This is a genomic window from Massilia sp. (assembly GCF_031995545.1).
In the GTDB taxonomy this organism is placed as follows: Bacteria; Pseudomonadota; Gammaproteobacteria; order Burkholderiales; family Burkholderiaceae_D; genus Telluria.
Genome location: NZ_DAMAGA010000001.1, coordinates 17164 through 30081 on the forward strand (window position 1 = coordinate 17164; position 12918 = coordinate 30081).

At 65.5% G+C, this 12918-nt stretch carries 12 protein-coding genes; 3 read left to right on the top strand and 9 right to left on the bottom strand.

Annotated features, from left to right (window positions below; translation table 11 throughout):
• Window positions 1–448 precede the first annotated feature (448 nt).
• Window positions 449–769 carry a PilZ domain-containing protein gene (locus RTQ83_RS00090; RefSeq protein ID WP_312510462.1) on the bottom strand — a complete coding sequence of 107 codons (321 nt, stop codon included), beginning with the start codon at window positions 767–769 and terminating at the stop codon, window positions 449–451.
• Window positions 770–920: 151 nt separating this feature from the next.
• Between RTQ83_RS00090 and RTQ83_RS00095 the strand changes: the two genes are divergently transcribed.
• Window positions 921–1472, top strand: coding sequence for a DUF2867 domain-containing protein (locus RTQ83_RS00095; RefSeq protein WP_312510464.1), 552 nt, complete (start codon window positions 921–923; stop codon window positions 1470–1472).
• Window positions 1473–1477: 5 nt separating this feature from the next.
• On the opposite strand, the gene radA is transcribed toward RTQ83_RS00095, so the two are convergent.
• Together radA and alr are read right to left on the bottom strand one after the other, a co-directional pair.
• Entirely contained in the window at window positions 1478–2854 is a 1377-nt protein-coding gene (gene radA, locus RTQ83_RS00100) for a DNA repair protein RadA (protein WP_312510465.1), read from the bottom strand.
• 20 nt (window positions 2855–2874) lie between these two features.
• The gene (gene alr, locus RTQ83_RS00105; protein WP_312510466.1) at window positions 2875–3981 is read right to left on the bottom strand and encodes an alanine racemase; all 1107 of its coding nucleotides are present in this window, start codon (window positions 3979–3981) and stop codon (window positions 2875–2877) included.
• A gap of 216 nt (window positions 3982–4197) precedes the next feature.
• On the opposite strand from alr, the gene lplT reads away from it, so the two are divergent.
• Complete coding sequence (gene lplT, locus RTQ83_RS00110; protein WP_312510467.1) at window positions 4198–5457, top strand: lysophospholipid transporter LplT; 1260 nt, start codon at window positions 4198–4200, stop codon at window positions 5455–5457.
• A gap of 77 nt (window positions 5458–5534) precedes the next feature.
• Here the strand turns inward: lplT and RTQ83_RS00115 are convergent, their stop codons facing one another.
• From RTQ83_RS00115 to tsaB, 5 genes are all read right to left on the bottom strand, one after another.
• Complete coding sequence (locus RTQ83_RS00115) at window positions 5535–7460, bottom strand: hypothetical protein (protein ID WP_312510468.1); 1926 nt, start codon at window positions 7458–7460, stop codon at window positions 5535–5537.
• Between the two features lie 132 nt (window positions 7461–7592).
• The gene (locus RTQ83_RS00120) at window positions 7593–8552 is read right to left on the bottom strand and encodes a DUF1853 family protein (protein WP_312510469.1); all 960 of its coding nucleotides are present in this window, start codon (window positions 8550–8552) and stop codon (window positions 7593–7595) included.
• Complete coding sequence (locus RTQ83_RS00125) at window positions 8539–9447, bottom strand: uracil-DNA glycosylase (RefSeq protein ID WP_312510470.1); 909 nt, start codon at window positions 9445–9447, stop codon at window positions 8539–8541. Before RTQ83_RS00125 ends, RTQ83_RS00120 begins: the two co-directional genes overlap by 14 nt.
• Window positions 9444–9911: a ribosomal protein S18-alanine N-acetyltransferase gene (gene rimI, locus RTQ83_RS00130; RefSeq protein WP_312510472.1), complete on the bottom strand. Its 468-nt coding sequence runs from the start codon at window positions 9909–9911 to the stop codon at window positions 9444–9446. Before rimI ends, RTQ83_RS00125 begins: the two co-directional genes overlap by 4 nt.
• On the bottom strand, window positions 9908–10615 hold the full coding sequence (gene tsaB, locus RTQ83_RS00135) for a tRNA (adenosine(37)-N6)-threonylcarbamoyltransferase complex dimerization subunit type 1 TsaB (RefSeq protein WP_312510474.1): 708 nt from the start codon (window positions 10613–10615) through the stop codon (window positions 9908–9910). The genes rimI and tsaB overlap by 4 nt, the downstream gene beginning before the upstream one ends.
• Window positions 10616–10733: 118 nt before the next feature.
• Between tsaB and RTQ83_RS00140 the strand changes: the two genes are divergently transcribed.
• On the top strand, window positions 10734–11156 hold the full coding sequence (locus tag RTQ83_RS00140) for a thioredoxin family protein (protein WP_312510475.1): 423 nt from the start codon (window positions 10734–10736) through the stop codon (window positions 11154–11156).
• 36 nt (window positions 11157–11192) lie between these two features.
• On the opposite strand, the gene RTQ83_RS00145 is transcribed toward RTQ83_RS00140, so the two are convergent.
• Window positions 11193–12842 carry a hypothetical protein gene (locus tag RTQ83_RS00145; protein WP_312510477.1) on the bottom strand — a complete coding sequence of 550 codons (1650 nt, stop codon included), beginning with the start codon at window positions 12840–12842 and terminating at the stop codon, window positions 11193–11195.
• Window positions 12843–12918 lie beyond the last annotated feature (76 nt).

Here is a 12918-nt window from a genome sequence, read left to right on the forward strand (position 1 = left end):
GCTGCGCAGTCTAACGGGCGTTTATGACAGGTTCATGACATATTGGCGAATATGACATGAACATGACACGCGCGCCAGAATGCATCGGCGCCGTGAAACCCGGCGCGCGGCTGGGCGCGAGCCCTGCCCGGAAATATTTTGCGCGCCCGAGCCTGCTTGTAAATACACCCGGTTCTGCTACCCTGAAGGTGTCGTCACAGAGATGGAGGGGATGCTGAAAAGCGTTTGATATGTATGGTGTTTGATCTGATGGTGATGGGGATTTTGAGCGGATTGGCTGGCCTGGTCGCGTTCGAGATATTCCAGGAAGTACGCGGCAGTGCCAAGTCACTGCAAGACCGCTATCACGAATAGCGAACGACCCGCTCAGTGGGTAGATACGCAAGCGGCGAGCCATGGTGCTCGCCGCTTGTCATTCCGGGGCACGGATCGTGACCGCCCCGCCCCGTCAGCGCATGTAGCGCGCCAGCGCCGTCACCGCGGCCAGTTCCAGGTTCAGGAACTGGAAGCCGATCTTGAATTCGCCGCCGCTGAAGATGCAGTACATGACCTTGGCGCGAGCCTGGATCGGCACGAAGGCGCCGTCCACCAGCAGGTCGAAGCCGACCTGGCCGGCCAGTCCCGCCGGCAGCGGGTCCGGCAGGTTGACGCTCACGCCGTTGGCGCCGACGTCGGTGGTCTTGCCTATCACCGGCGGGCGCCCGTCCATGGCCAGGGCGATCTTGGTGCGCACGACCTTGCGCGCGGATTGTCGTTGTTCTTGTTGCACGATGAGTCCGGACTGTGAAAAACGAATGTTTATTATAGGCAATTTCGACACAATTAACAGTGGCCCGGTCAAGGTGACCGACTGCTAAGGCTGAGTTACCATGGGGCTGACATTGTTGACCATGACGCATCCGACCCGAGGAGAGCCGGCGATGGCAGACGCTTCAAGTGCAGTCACAGGCAAGGCGCGCGCCATCGAACCGCCGCCCACATCGTTATCACTGTTGTATCCGGATGCTGACCTGCTGGACGCCTTTGCGATCGTGCTGCCGGAAGATGCGGGCGACGATGTCGAAGCCCTGGCCCGCATCGCCTGCGAACAGCAGGCGTGGTGGATCCGCGCCCTGACCTGGACGCGCGACGCACTGGTGGCGATTGCCGGCGTCAAGTCGACGCGCACGATCGCGGCGTCCGCCGGGCAGGGACGCGTGATCGGCTTCTTCCCGGTGCTGGCGACGACGCCGACCGACATCGTGCTGGGCGCCGACGACCGCCACCTGGATTTTCGCGCTTTGATCGGCGTGCGGGCAGATGGCAGCGGACGGCGCGAACTGTTCGCGGTGACGACCGTGCATTGCCATAACCGCTTCGGCCGCCTCTACCTGGCCGCGATCGCGCCGTTTCACCGGCTGATCGTCAAGGCGAATATGGAACGCGCCGTGAAGACGGTGCAGCGCTCGGGGACTGAGCGCGTGTCAGCGTAGTGCCGTCAGTCCAGCTCGCGCAGCTTGGTGAATGCTTCCTCGATGCGCTCGACGGCGACGATGGTCATGCCCTCGACCTTCTGCTTGGGCGCATTCGCCTTCGGGATCACCGCCACCGAGAAGCCCAGCTTGGCCGCTTCGCGCAAGCGTTCCTGGCCGCGCGGCGCCGGGCGGATCTCGCCGGCCAGGCCGACTTCGCCGAACACCACCAGCCCGCGCGGCAGCGGCTTGTTGCGCATCGACGAGTTGATCGCCAACAGCACCGCCAGGTCGGCCGCCGGTTCGGCGATCTTGACGCCGCCGACCGCGTTGATGAACACGTCCTGGTCGAAGGCCGCGATGCCGGCGTGGCGGTGCAGCACGGCCAACAGCATCGCCAGCCGGTTCTGTTCCAGGCCGACCGACAGCCGGCGCGCGTTGGGCAGGTGGCTGGTATCGACCAGCGCCTGGATCTCGACCAGCAGCGGGCGCGTGCCCTCCTGCGTGACCATCACGCACGATCCCGGCACCTGGCTGTCGTGCTGCGACAGGAACAGCGCCGACGGATTCGACACGCCCTTCAGGCCCTTCTCGCTCATCGCGAACACGCCCAGCTCATTGACCGCGCCGAAGCGGTTTTTAATCGCGCGCACCAGGCGGAAGCTCGACTGGGTATCGCCCTCGAAATACAGCACGGTATCGACGATGTGCTCCAGCACGCGCGGCCCGGCCAGCGCACCCTCTTTCGTGACGTGACCGACCAGGATGATGGTGACGCCGGTCTGCTTGGCCACGCGCGTGAGCTGCGCCGCGCATTCGCGCACCTGCGACACCGAACCCGGGGCCGCGGTGAGCGCATCCGAATACATGGTCTGGATCGAGTCGATCACCACCACGTCCGGTTTCAGGTCGGCGATGGTGCCGAGGATCTTCTCGAGCTGGATTTCGGCCTGCAGTTTCAGATCTTTCGCATCGACCGCCAGGCGCTTGGCACGCAGCGCGATCTGGGCGCCCGATTCCTCGCCGCTGACATACAAGGTGCTGCGCGTGGCGGACAGGCTGGATAACGCCTGCAGCAGCAGGGTCGATTTGCCGATGCCGGGGTCGCCGCCGATCAGCACCACGCCGCCCGCCACCAGGCCGCCACCGAGCACGCGGTCGAATTCCTCGATGCCGGTGCCGAAGCGCGGCACGTCGATCGCTTCGATGTCGGCCAGGGACAGCACCGGCGCGGTCTGCGCCAGGCTGCGGTGCTGGGTCTGCGACATGCGGTTCACGCCCGGCGTGTCGACGACGGTTTCGACCATCGTGTTCCAGGCTTTACAGTCGGCGCACTGGCCGGTCCAGCGAGTGGCGATCGCGCCGCACTCGCTGCAGGTGAAATTGGTTTTTGCTTTAGCCATGATGTTCTATATATGGGGGCTCAGCCGTCGCTTCCAAGCCGGCCTTCGGTCACGCGCACGCGCGGCGCCAGTGCGCACATCAGCTCATAGCCGATGGTGCCGGCGGCGTGCGCCACTTCATCGATCGGCAGGCCGTCGCCCCACAGCGTCACCTTGCTGCCCACCCGCGCATTGGGGATCGGGCTCAGGTCGACCGTCATCATGTCCATCGACACCCGGCCGATCAGCGTGGTGCGCACGCCGTCGACGATCACCGGCGTGCCGTGCGGCGCGCTGCGCGGATAGCCGTCGGCATAGCCGCAGGCCACCACGCCGATCTTCATCCGGCCCGGCGCCTCGAAACGACTGCCGTAGCCGACCGTCTCGCCGGCCTCGATTTCCTGGATCCCGATCACTTCCGAGCGCAGCGTCATGGTCGGACGCAACCCGAACTCGAGCGCGCTGCGCCCGCCCGGGGTGCCGCCGTACAGCATGATGCCGGGGCGGACCCAGTCGTTCGACAGCTGCTCGGCGAGTTCGGCCTGGTGCAGCACGCCGCCCGAATTCGACAGGCTGCGCTCGCCCGGCAGGTCGCCCGCGCCTTCCTTGAAGCAGCGCACCTGCGCGCCGATAGTCAGGCGCGGATGTTCGAGCTCGTCGGCGTTGGCGAAGTGGGTCATGTGGGTGATGCTGCGCACGTCGCGGATCGCGCGCAGGCGTTCATAGGCGGCCGCGTAGTCGTGCGGACGGAAACCCAGCCGGTTCATCCCGGTATTCATCTTCAGGTAGACGTCGATCGGACGGTACAGCGGCGTGTACTCCAGCATCTTGATCTGCTCGATGCAATGGATCGCGGTGCTGATATTGTGCTCGCCCAGCTGCGGCAAGTCGGCCGCCTCGAAGAAACCCTCTAATAAAAGAATCGGCTTGATCCAGCCGAGTTCGCGCAGGCGCAGCGCCGCGTCCTGCTCGACCAGTGCCAGGCCGTCGGCGGTGGCGAAGCCGCGCATGGCGCGCTCCAGGCCGTGGCCATAGGCGTCGGCCTTGACCACGGCCCAGATCTTGGCGCTGGGCGCGCAGGTACGCGCCTGCGACAGATTGTGCTGCATCGAGTCGAGGTGGATGGTGGCGAAAAGCGGGCGCGGCATGATGATATTTCCGGGTTCTGCGTGAAGGCGTATTTTACCGGAGCACGGCCCGCGCCGCTGCCGGATAACTGGCGCAAAATCGGCTGCAACCCGACTGCAACTCGGCGGCAAACCGGCTCTGCAGGCGCGTTCCACGCGTTCGCCGGTCGTTCTCCGCTTCGTCGCGCCAGCCATTCATGGTATAAAGCAACCCGGACCAGATTTTAGAATTCTCGAATGAACCGTGGTTTCTATACCATCATGGCGGCGCAGTTCTTCTCGTCGCTGGCGGACAACGCGCTCCTGATCGTCGCCATCAGCCTGCTGACGGCGATGAACGCGCCGGCGTCGCTGACTCCGATGCTTAAATTGTCATTCGTGCTGTTCTACGTGCTGCTGGCCGCGTTCGTGGGCGCCTTCGCCGATTCGCTGCCCAAGGGCCGCGTGATGTTCATCGCCAACGTGATCAAGGTGTTCGGCTGCGCGCTGATGTTCTTCACCATCCATCCCCTGCTCTCCTACGCCGTGGTTGGCTTCGGCGCGGCCGTGTATTCGCCCGCCAAGTACGGCATCCTGACCGAGCTGCTGCCGCCCGAGAAGCTGGTGCCGGCCAATGGCTGGATCGAAGGCCTGACCGTGATGTCGATCATCCTCGGCACCGTCCTCGGTGGCGCCCTGGTGAGCGAGCGCGGCGCCGAATTCCTGCTGTCGTTCGGCCTGCTGCGCAATCTCGGCATCGACACCGGCGCCAGCGCCGCGATGGCGGTGGTGGTCGGCATCTACACGATGGCGGCCCTGTTCAACCTGCGCATCCCCGACACCGGCGCCCGCTACGAGCACCAGGAACGCAATCCGATCAAGCTGATCACCGACTTCGCCAATTGCTCGGCCACGCTGTGGCGCGACAAGCTGGGCCAGATTTCGCTGGCCGTGACGACCCTGTTCTGGGGCGCCGGCGCCACACTGCAATTCATCGTGCTGAAATGGGCCGAACGCTCGCTGCACCTGCCGCTCGACAAGGCCACCACCCTGATCGGCGTGGTCGCGATCGGCGTCGCGCTGGGCGCGGCGATGGCGGCGCGCATGGTTCCGCTGCGCAAGTCGCTCACCGTGATCCCGATGGGCATCATCATGGGCCTGGTCGTGACCAGCATGGTGTTCGTCACCTCGGTCTCGCTGGCCTACCCGCTGCTGGCCCTGATCGGCTTCCTGTCGGGCTTCTTCGTGGTGCCGATGAACGCACTGCTGCAGCACCGCGGCCACGTCCTGATGAGCGCCGGCCACTCGATCGCGGTGCAGAACTTCAATGAGAACCTGTCGATCCTGACCATGCTGGCGGCCTACGCGATCATGATCACGCTGAACCTCGACCTCGACATCATCATCGTCATCTTCGGACTATCGGTGGCCGGGATCATGCTGCTGATCCAGCGCCGTCATACGCTGAATCAGCGCGAGCACGATTCGCTGGGACTGATCGGCGAAGGCAAGCACTGAGCCGATACTGGGCAGGCCGCCCGGCAGGGCCGGTCCGCTGCCCGGCGCGCGCCGGGCCGGCGTGCACGCCGCGTCGGTCAGAACAACCGGCAGGTACGGCGTTCGGCCAGTAATGCCAGCCAGGGCGTCAACGGCAGACCGAAGCTCGAATCGAGATAGGCTATGCCAAACACGGTGGTACGGGGCAGGGAAAAGTCGATCGTATCGCCTGGCGTATGCAGTCCGCCTTCCACGTTCGCAAAACCGAACAGCGGCCGCTCCAGCAGCGGCAGTTCGCCGAGAAGACGAATGGTGGCCGACATCGCCATGTGCGGCCCGTCGTCCAGGTCGAACGAGGGAAACGCTGCGTCGAGCAGATCTTCATCGCTGGCATCGTCCTGCACCGCGCACACCATCTTCTCGGTCCACGACAGCACGTCCGCGGCGTGCAGCGTCAGGTCGTCCGGGCGCAGCGCGAGGCTGGCCGCGGCACTTGCGATCGCCTCGAGCACCGCCAGGCGCTTGTCACGCAGGATCGTGCGCCAGTCGTTATCGTCCAGGTGCCGCATGACCACTGGCCGCGAGCGGAGCACCAGATCGCGCAGATCGAGTTCACGGTGTATCAGCATGCTCCTTTCCGCGTTGCGTACGATCTCGGCGGCTGCCGAAAACAGGCGCCAGCAGACGATCGATTCCTCGAGCGACAGCCGGCTCGAGGACACGCTCTGCGCCGGCGCCCGCTCCACCTGATCGAGCACGACGATCCGCCGCCGCCATTTGCCGCCCGCCTCGGCCAGGAAATGATGCAACTGCAGCAGGCGATCCGCGTATTTTTCGGTAATGAAGAAAACCGGGAGCACGTCGGCTTCCAGTTGGCGCGCCTGCGCGATCCAGGCGCCGCCATCGAGCCGGATTACTTTCGAGCGTTCGCCCGGCTTGCCCGCGTCGCTTTTGTCCGCCAGCAGACGCTGAATACCTGCCAGCGCTTCCACGTAACCCGAGTCATGCAGCGACAGCAGAAGCCCGCCCGGCGCCTCGCCGCGCACGGCTTCATGCACCAGCGGGCCGACACTGCCCAGCCGCGGCAGGTGCCCGAAGCTGATCTCATCGGCGAAGTTGCCGAAGTCGTCCGGCAGATCGAGCCCGCGGTTCAGTGTGGCGACCGGGCCGACGTAGCCGATGAATTTCTTCTGCAGTTCCGTGAACATCCCCGGCCGCTCTATCTTCAGCGCGGCAGCGAACACGAACAGGTCGTCCAGTTCGCGCACCAGCGCATAGGTGGCCTGCAGCAGGCGCATGATCTGCAGGCGCATGGCATCCTGCGCGCCTCCTTCGGACTCCACCTCCAGCGTCACGCGCGCGACCGACAGGTCGTACTGCAGCGACGACATCGCATATTCGAAGTAGCGCTGGGACTGCACGGTCGTCCGCTCGGGACGCGGCTGCCCGGGCACCTGCTGGCCTTCGATCTGCGAAGCCAGTTCCACTACAGTGGACGGTACGTTGGACGCCATCAGGGCATCGATGGCGGTGCCCACGATCCTGACCATCTCGGCGACGAGCGGCGACTTGGCCGGATCATCGAACAGGCGGTCGCGCTGGGCACGACGCAGCATCGCCGGTACGGTCAGCAACATGCCCTTGAGCTGCTGGTAACGCGCGGTGCCGTCTACCGCCAGCGCGGCCTCGGTCGACTGGCGATCGGCAATCTCGTTCGATAGCCTGGACAACTGCAGTTGCACGTCCGCCGACTCCAGTGCTCGCTTGGCCAGCTCGATCGCCACGAACGAACCGGCAAGCGCCACGGCGGTGCCGAACACGATGCCGATATAGTTCGCGATCGACTGGTCAGTCAGCGCAGCTTTTGCACCGACGATGCGGTAACTGAGCGCGTACAGTCCGAACATCAGTACCGCAGTGACGACTGCGACAATGACAACGTGATTGAAAAGATCCCTCTTGCCGCCGCGCCGGTCATGATTGCCGGGCGGCGAAGATGTGTTCTGCTGATCGGCGTAATCCATCGCGCTCTCTATCGTGGTTGAAAAGGAGGCAAATTATGCCAGCAATCCTCGATAGAAATTGCAAATATAATAATTATTCAGTCGGCATACCGGCCTGCAGCGCTACCTTCCGGCATGCGTCCGAACCGGGTTTCAGACCGGCTTCACCATCCGCACTTCAGCCGCCCTTTCGCGCCAGTCGTTCGATACGACGAAGCCGCGTTCGATTTCCTCGATCACTGCGCCGTTGCGGCGCATGATCGCCACCAGCACCGGCGTGCCTGAAGTGGTGAACTGCTGTTCCAGCTCCCGTATCAGCTGGGCGCGACCGCGTATCGGGGCGTCGGACCAGGTGCGCAATGGCGCCAGCCACTCCAGCTTGGGCAGCACCAAAAATTCCTCGCCCGCCTGCTGGCCGAATTCGTCGAGCGCGCACCAGAAGCCACGGCAGTGTCCCGCCGCGATGCCCTGCATCGCCGGCCAGCTGCCGGACGGGTAGAACAGCCATCCCTTGACCAGCGCCTGCGCCTGCGTCACGGGACGCGGCAGCAACGGCTGCGCAGCCGGATGCGCGCCGAGCGCCAGCTGGCGCTCGAACACCTTGCGCATCTTGACGCCCAGGCTATCGGCCAGATTCGGGCCAACCAGCGCGTCGAACTGCTGGCCGGCTTCGCCGTCGAGCAGGTAGAACTTGGTGGCGAACTCGATGTGCACGAGCGCGTCCGGGCCGGTCCCTTCATCAGCGAGCAAAAAGTCGAATTCCCCGACCGTGTCGTTGCGCGCGGCGCGCACCTGCAGGCCGTGCGCCACCAGGCGGCCCTGCTGTTCGAAGTAAAAGGCCATCAGCTTTTCGGCGTACAGGCCGAGCCGGGTGTAGTTGCGCGTTCCCAGCGCGGCGTCGAGCGCGGCGGGATCGGCGTCGAGGCGCGCCAGCCAGTCGGCGACCTCCGGCGTCACCGCGCCCAGGGTGGCGACGCGGCCGGCCCACGGCGGCGCGTGAACATCGAGCAGGTCAGGCGAGTCGAGTAGCCAGGCCAGGGCGCGCACTGGCGCGCGCCGCAGGTGTCCCCAGCGGCGGTGGAAGCGTTGCTGGTAGCTGTCAGTCGCCGGCATCGAGCGAACGCGCCCGGCACAGGTCGGCCCAGGCCAGCGCCTTGTCGGCGCCGCGTCGCAGCAGTTCGCCCGGATGCAGCGTCGTCACCAAAGGCTTGGCGCCGAAGCGATGCGTCTGGCCGCGCAGCCCGGCCAGCGGCTCTTGCAGCGGGCGGCCGAGCAGGCCGTTGGCCGCGACCTGACCCAGCGTCAGCACGGTGCGCGCGCCGCTCAGGGCCAGTTCGCGTTCCAGGAATGGGCGGCAAGCCGCCACTTCCTCGGCGCTCGGGGCGCGTTCGCCGCCTTTCGCATTCGTGGGCCGGCACTTGACCAGCGGCGTGACGTACACATCGCGCTCGCGCGACAGACCGACCGCATGCAGCATGTTGTCGAGCAGCTTGCCGGGATCGCCGCTGAGCAGCTGGCCGGCCGCCTCGTCGACCGTGTTCGGCGTGCCGGCGGCCACCAGCCAGCGCGCCTGGCGCGGGCCACTGCCCAGCACCGGCTTGCGGCCTTCACCGCAGGCGCTGCAGTGCTTGCAGTCCAGGATCGCGGCACGCAAGGCTGTCCAGTCCATGGTCGAGACGTCGGGTGCGGCTTCCTCGACCGGGGTGTCGTCGTCCCAGGCCGCTTCGACCGGTTCGGCGGGCGGATTGCGGTACGGCGGCGCCGACAGCGGCGTATGGGCGCGCGGCGCCGGCGCTGGTGCCGGCGCTAGTGCAGGTTGCGGTGCAAATGCGTCGGCTTCGGCCTGCACCGCTGCCGGCTGCGCGGGCGGCTCCTCGACAACTGCTGCGGCGCCGGCATCGGCCGGCGCCTCCGTCGCCTCGCTCTCGGGCGCAGTGCGCATCTGCCACAGCGGCCCAATGCCCATCTCGGCCAGGAAAAGCGCGTCGCGCTGGCTCACGTTCTTCATAGTTCGAGCCTCATCACGATGGCGTCTTCGCGGCCGCCTGGACCGGCCGGGTAATATCCCTTGCGCCGGCCGATCTCGCCGTAGCCGTAGCGGCGGTACACCGCCAGCGCGCGTTCATTCGAGGGCCGCACTTCGAGCAGGATCGAGGTCATGCCCTGGGCGCGGGCGCGCGCACTGATGCGGTCCATCAGACGCCGACCCAGGCCCTGGCGCTGCAGCGGCGCGGCCACGGCGACGTCGAGCAGGTGCGCTTCGTCGACCGCGTACATCAGCAGGTAATAGCCGGCCAGGCCGCCGCCGGCGTCCCGCACGGTCCAGCAGTCGTAGCCGCTGGCGACCGAGTCGGCGAAGTTCTTGCGGCTCCACGGATACGGGAAGACACTGCATTCGAGCGCCCAGACCTCGTCGACGTCGGCATCCGTCATCGGCGCCGCCGTCAGGCCGTGTTCCAGCACCTCGCTCATGCACCACCCTTGGCGGCATTGATCGCCTGGCGCTCGGCGCTGGTGTAGGCGACCTTGTTGCGCAGGTAGATCGGCTGGGCCTGGGCAGCCGGCACGCCCTGCCCGGCCGCCAGCGCGGCGCCGGACAGCAGCGCCAGCTCGCGCGCATGCGGCACGATGTCGGTCACGGCATCCGGCGCGAACGGCTTGCCGGCGAAGGCGTCGGCGTATTCGATGAAGCCGTTGCCGCAGGAGCGCAAGCCGTCGGCCGGCAGCGGCGCCACGTCCTGCGGAGCCGACAGCGTCGGCGCCACGACTTCGCGCCAGCCGTTGTCGTATTGGTACTGGGCCCAATACACTTCGCCCATGCGCGCGTCCAGCACCGCCAGCACATCCACGGCACCGGTGCGGGCACGGCAGGCTTCGGCCATCGCCTCCAGCGTCACCAGCGGCAGCACGGGCAGGTTGGCGCCATAGGCCAGGCCCTGGGCCACGCCGCAGGCGGTGCGCACGCCGGTGAACGAGCCGGGACCTGCGCCGAAGGCGATCGCATCGACCTGGGACAGCGTGAGGTTCGCTTCAGCCAGCAGTTCCTGCACCATGGGCAGGACCGATTGCGAATGGGTGCGCACGCCGGACGATTCGCGTGCAAGGACGTGCTCCCCGGTCAGCAGCGCGCACGACGCCAGCTCGGCCGAGGTTTCAATGGCAAGGATAATAGGCATTCCGGTATTTTACCCGCTCGGCCGGGCCGCATCCATGCCGCCGCGCTGGCCCACCGGTTCAGGCCCGGGCGAGCGTGTTCACGCAAACCCGGTCCGCTTTCGCTGTAGAATGCCGCTCATGCATAGCCTGACCCTCGATTCCACCACCCGCGACCAGGTTGTCGCCACGCTGAACGGCAACGGCTGGACGGTCGCCTGCCTGTGCGCCGCATGGTGCGGCACCTGCTCGACCTACCGCGCCACCTTCGAAGACCTCGCCACGCGCCACCCGGACAAGCAGTTCGTCTGGATCGACATCGAAGACCAGGCCGACCTGGTCGGCGACCTCGACGTCGAGAACTTCCCGACCCTGCTGCTGCAGCATGGCGACACGGTCGCCTTCTTCGGCACCATGGTCCCGGACGGCGGCGTGGCCGACCGCCTGGTCCAGGCCCAGGCCGAGCAGTCGCCGCAAGACCTGGCGCGCCTGGCCGCGTCGACCGACGAACGGCGCGAGTGGCAGCGCGAGTGCAATCTGCGCGTGCTGCTGGGCGGCGCGTAAAACGGCGGCCGGCAGGACATGCAGTGGGCCGTGCCTTCAGCGGCGATCCTGCTCGCCGGTCTCGAACGACACGATGGATTCGTAATAGCGGTTCAAGGCCGCGAACAAGCGTTTTGACACCGCGCGGAACGTGACGTCATCGTCGCCGTCGAACCCCTGGTCGTTCCACGACCCCATCGCGCCAAAGACATCGGCACTTGAAATTGCCGCCAGTCCCAGCAGCCTGTCGGCTCCCCATCCGAATGGGCTGAACAGCCCGACAATCTGCTCTGCCGACTTCCACCATTGCGGCGGCCGATCGGCGTCGCTGCGCCGCATGGCTGCAAGATCGGGACTGCCCTGACCTTCAGCATGCGCCGCGAGATGCAGTGCGAATTCGAACGCGGCGACGAACGGCGATTCCACATGGACGGCGAAATCCCTGATTGCATACAGTGCCGCAAAGAATTCCTGCCTGGACTGGCTCAGTTCCCGCCTTGCGTCGAGGGGCATGGCGGTATCGACGCGGTCGAGGACATACAACATCCAAGGCGCGTGTGTCACGCCGATCCTCCAGCCAAGATCATGCTGAAGCCGTTGCCGAAAATACAAGCGGCGCCGCTCTTGGTCATCCGGACCGAACACCTCTTTGAGGTTATCCGGAATGCACGGCTGCGTTCCGGTGCGTTCGCATTCGAGCCGCACGAGTTCAACCAGTTCCTGGCCTATCTCCCAGCTTTCCTCGTCGGACATTCTCGCAAGATAGTCCGGCCACTCGGCTGGTGCAATATCCGGAAACTTGGCGAGGTCGTAGTCGTCTTGCAAAGTGTCTTGCACCAGCTGCCTGTTTCCGACGATCTGCCATATCCGGTCGCCGAATCCTTGTGCTTCGATCAGCTGCAACAACTGCGGGCCGCTCGGATCGGCATCGCAGGCCTCGAGCCAGATGCGCGGCTCGAACCGGTCCAGAAATGGCGTGACCCGCTCGACAAGGTGTGCGAACTCGGGCGGAATGACGAATGGCTCATCGAAGGTGAGCGCCTCGACCTGGACTTCGCGGAAAATTTGATCCCCCATGAATTCCCACTCCCGCTCAGCCTCCGGTGACGCCAGGTGCTCGATCAAATCGGTCGAGGCAATCTCGGCGCGACCATTACAAGCACGAAATTGATTTAGTTCTGACAAGACAGTCGACCAGTGGAAGGCGGGCGAGTCTTGTTCCTGCACCAAGCGAACAAACAGCTGATGAGATAACAACAGGCGGGGACCGGAGACAGTGCCTTGCGCGTACAAGTCGCTGGCCCGATGTGTCCTCAAGCCCAACAGCATCGGCATTCCACCGGCGAAGCCGGCCATCATGTGCGCGGGACGCTGATCGTCGCCATCCTCACAATAGTCCTCGTCCTCGTCCTCGTTTTCGTCTTCGAAATCGGCATCGTCTTCATGGCAAACCGCCGGACGGGCCTGCATCTGGGGAACGGCAGCAAAGACCGCAATCACACCCTCCGCACGCCGCTTTTCGATCCATTGGCGAAACGCGATCCTGCTGTTGCCGCCATCGCCGATCGCTGCCCCCACCCCGGTTTCAAGATTGACTGCATCGAGCTTGCAAAACTCGCCCGCCTTGGTCCAGGATTCATGGAGGTGACGCTCGGGAACGGTCAGCAGTCCGGCTGCTAATGCGAGAAATACACGGTTCGAATTCATGGCGGCCCTCGTGGTTGGAAACGGTCTAGTTTCCCCGGCACGCGCAACGCGATGAGAGATTTTTCGCAAGCAACTC

Excerpts from the sequence above, each read along its gene's own strand:
- RTQ83_RS00095 (WP_312510464.1), top strand. The coding sequence starts at position 921 with ATGGCAGACGCTTCAAGTGCAGTCACAGGCAAGGCGCGCGCCATCGAA.
- radA (WP_312510465.1), bottom strand. The coding sequence starts at position 2,854 with ATGGCTAAAGCAAAAACCAATTTCACCTGCAGCGAGTGCGGCGCGATC.
- alr (WP_312510466.1), bottom strand. The coding sequence starts at position 3,981 with ATGCCGCGCCCGCTTTTCGCCACCATCCACCTCGACTCGATGCAGCAC.
- lplT (WP_312510467.1), top strand. The coding sequence starts at position 4,198 with ATGAACCGTGGTTTCTATACCATCATGGCGGCGCAGTTCTTCTCGTCG.
- RTQ83_RS00115 (WP_312510468.1), bottom strand. The coding sequence starts at position 7,460 with ATGGATTACGCCGATCAGCAGAACACATCTTCGCCGCCCGGCAATCAT.
- RTQ83_RS00120 (WP_312510469.1), bottom strand. The coding sequence starts at position 8,552 with ATGCCGGCGACTGACAGCTACCAGCAACGCTTCCACCGCCGCTGGGGA.
- RTQ83_RS00125 (WP_312510470.1), bottom strand. The coding sequence starts at position 9,447 with ATGAAGAACGTGAGCCAGCGCGACGCGCTTTTCCTGGCCGAGATGGGC.
- rimI (WP_312510472.1), bottom strand. The coding sequence starts at position 9,911 with ATGAGCGAGGTGCTGGAACACGGCCTGACGGCGGCGCCGATGACGGAT.
- tsaB (WP_312510474.1), bottom strand. The coding sequence starts at position 10,615 with ATGCCTATTATCCTTGCCATTGAAACCTCGGCCGAGCTGGCGTCGTGC.
- RTQ83_RS00140 (WP_312510475.1), top strand. The coding sequence starts at position 10,734 with ATGCATAGCCTGACCCTCGATTCCACCACCCGCGACCAGGTTGTCGCC.
- RTQ83_RS00145 (WP_312510477.1), bottom strand. The coding sequence starts at position 12,842 with ATGAATTCGAACCGTGTATTTCTCGCATTAGCAGCCGGACTGCTGACC.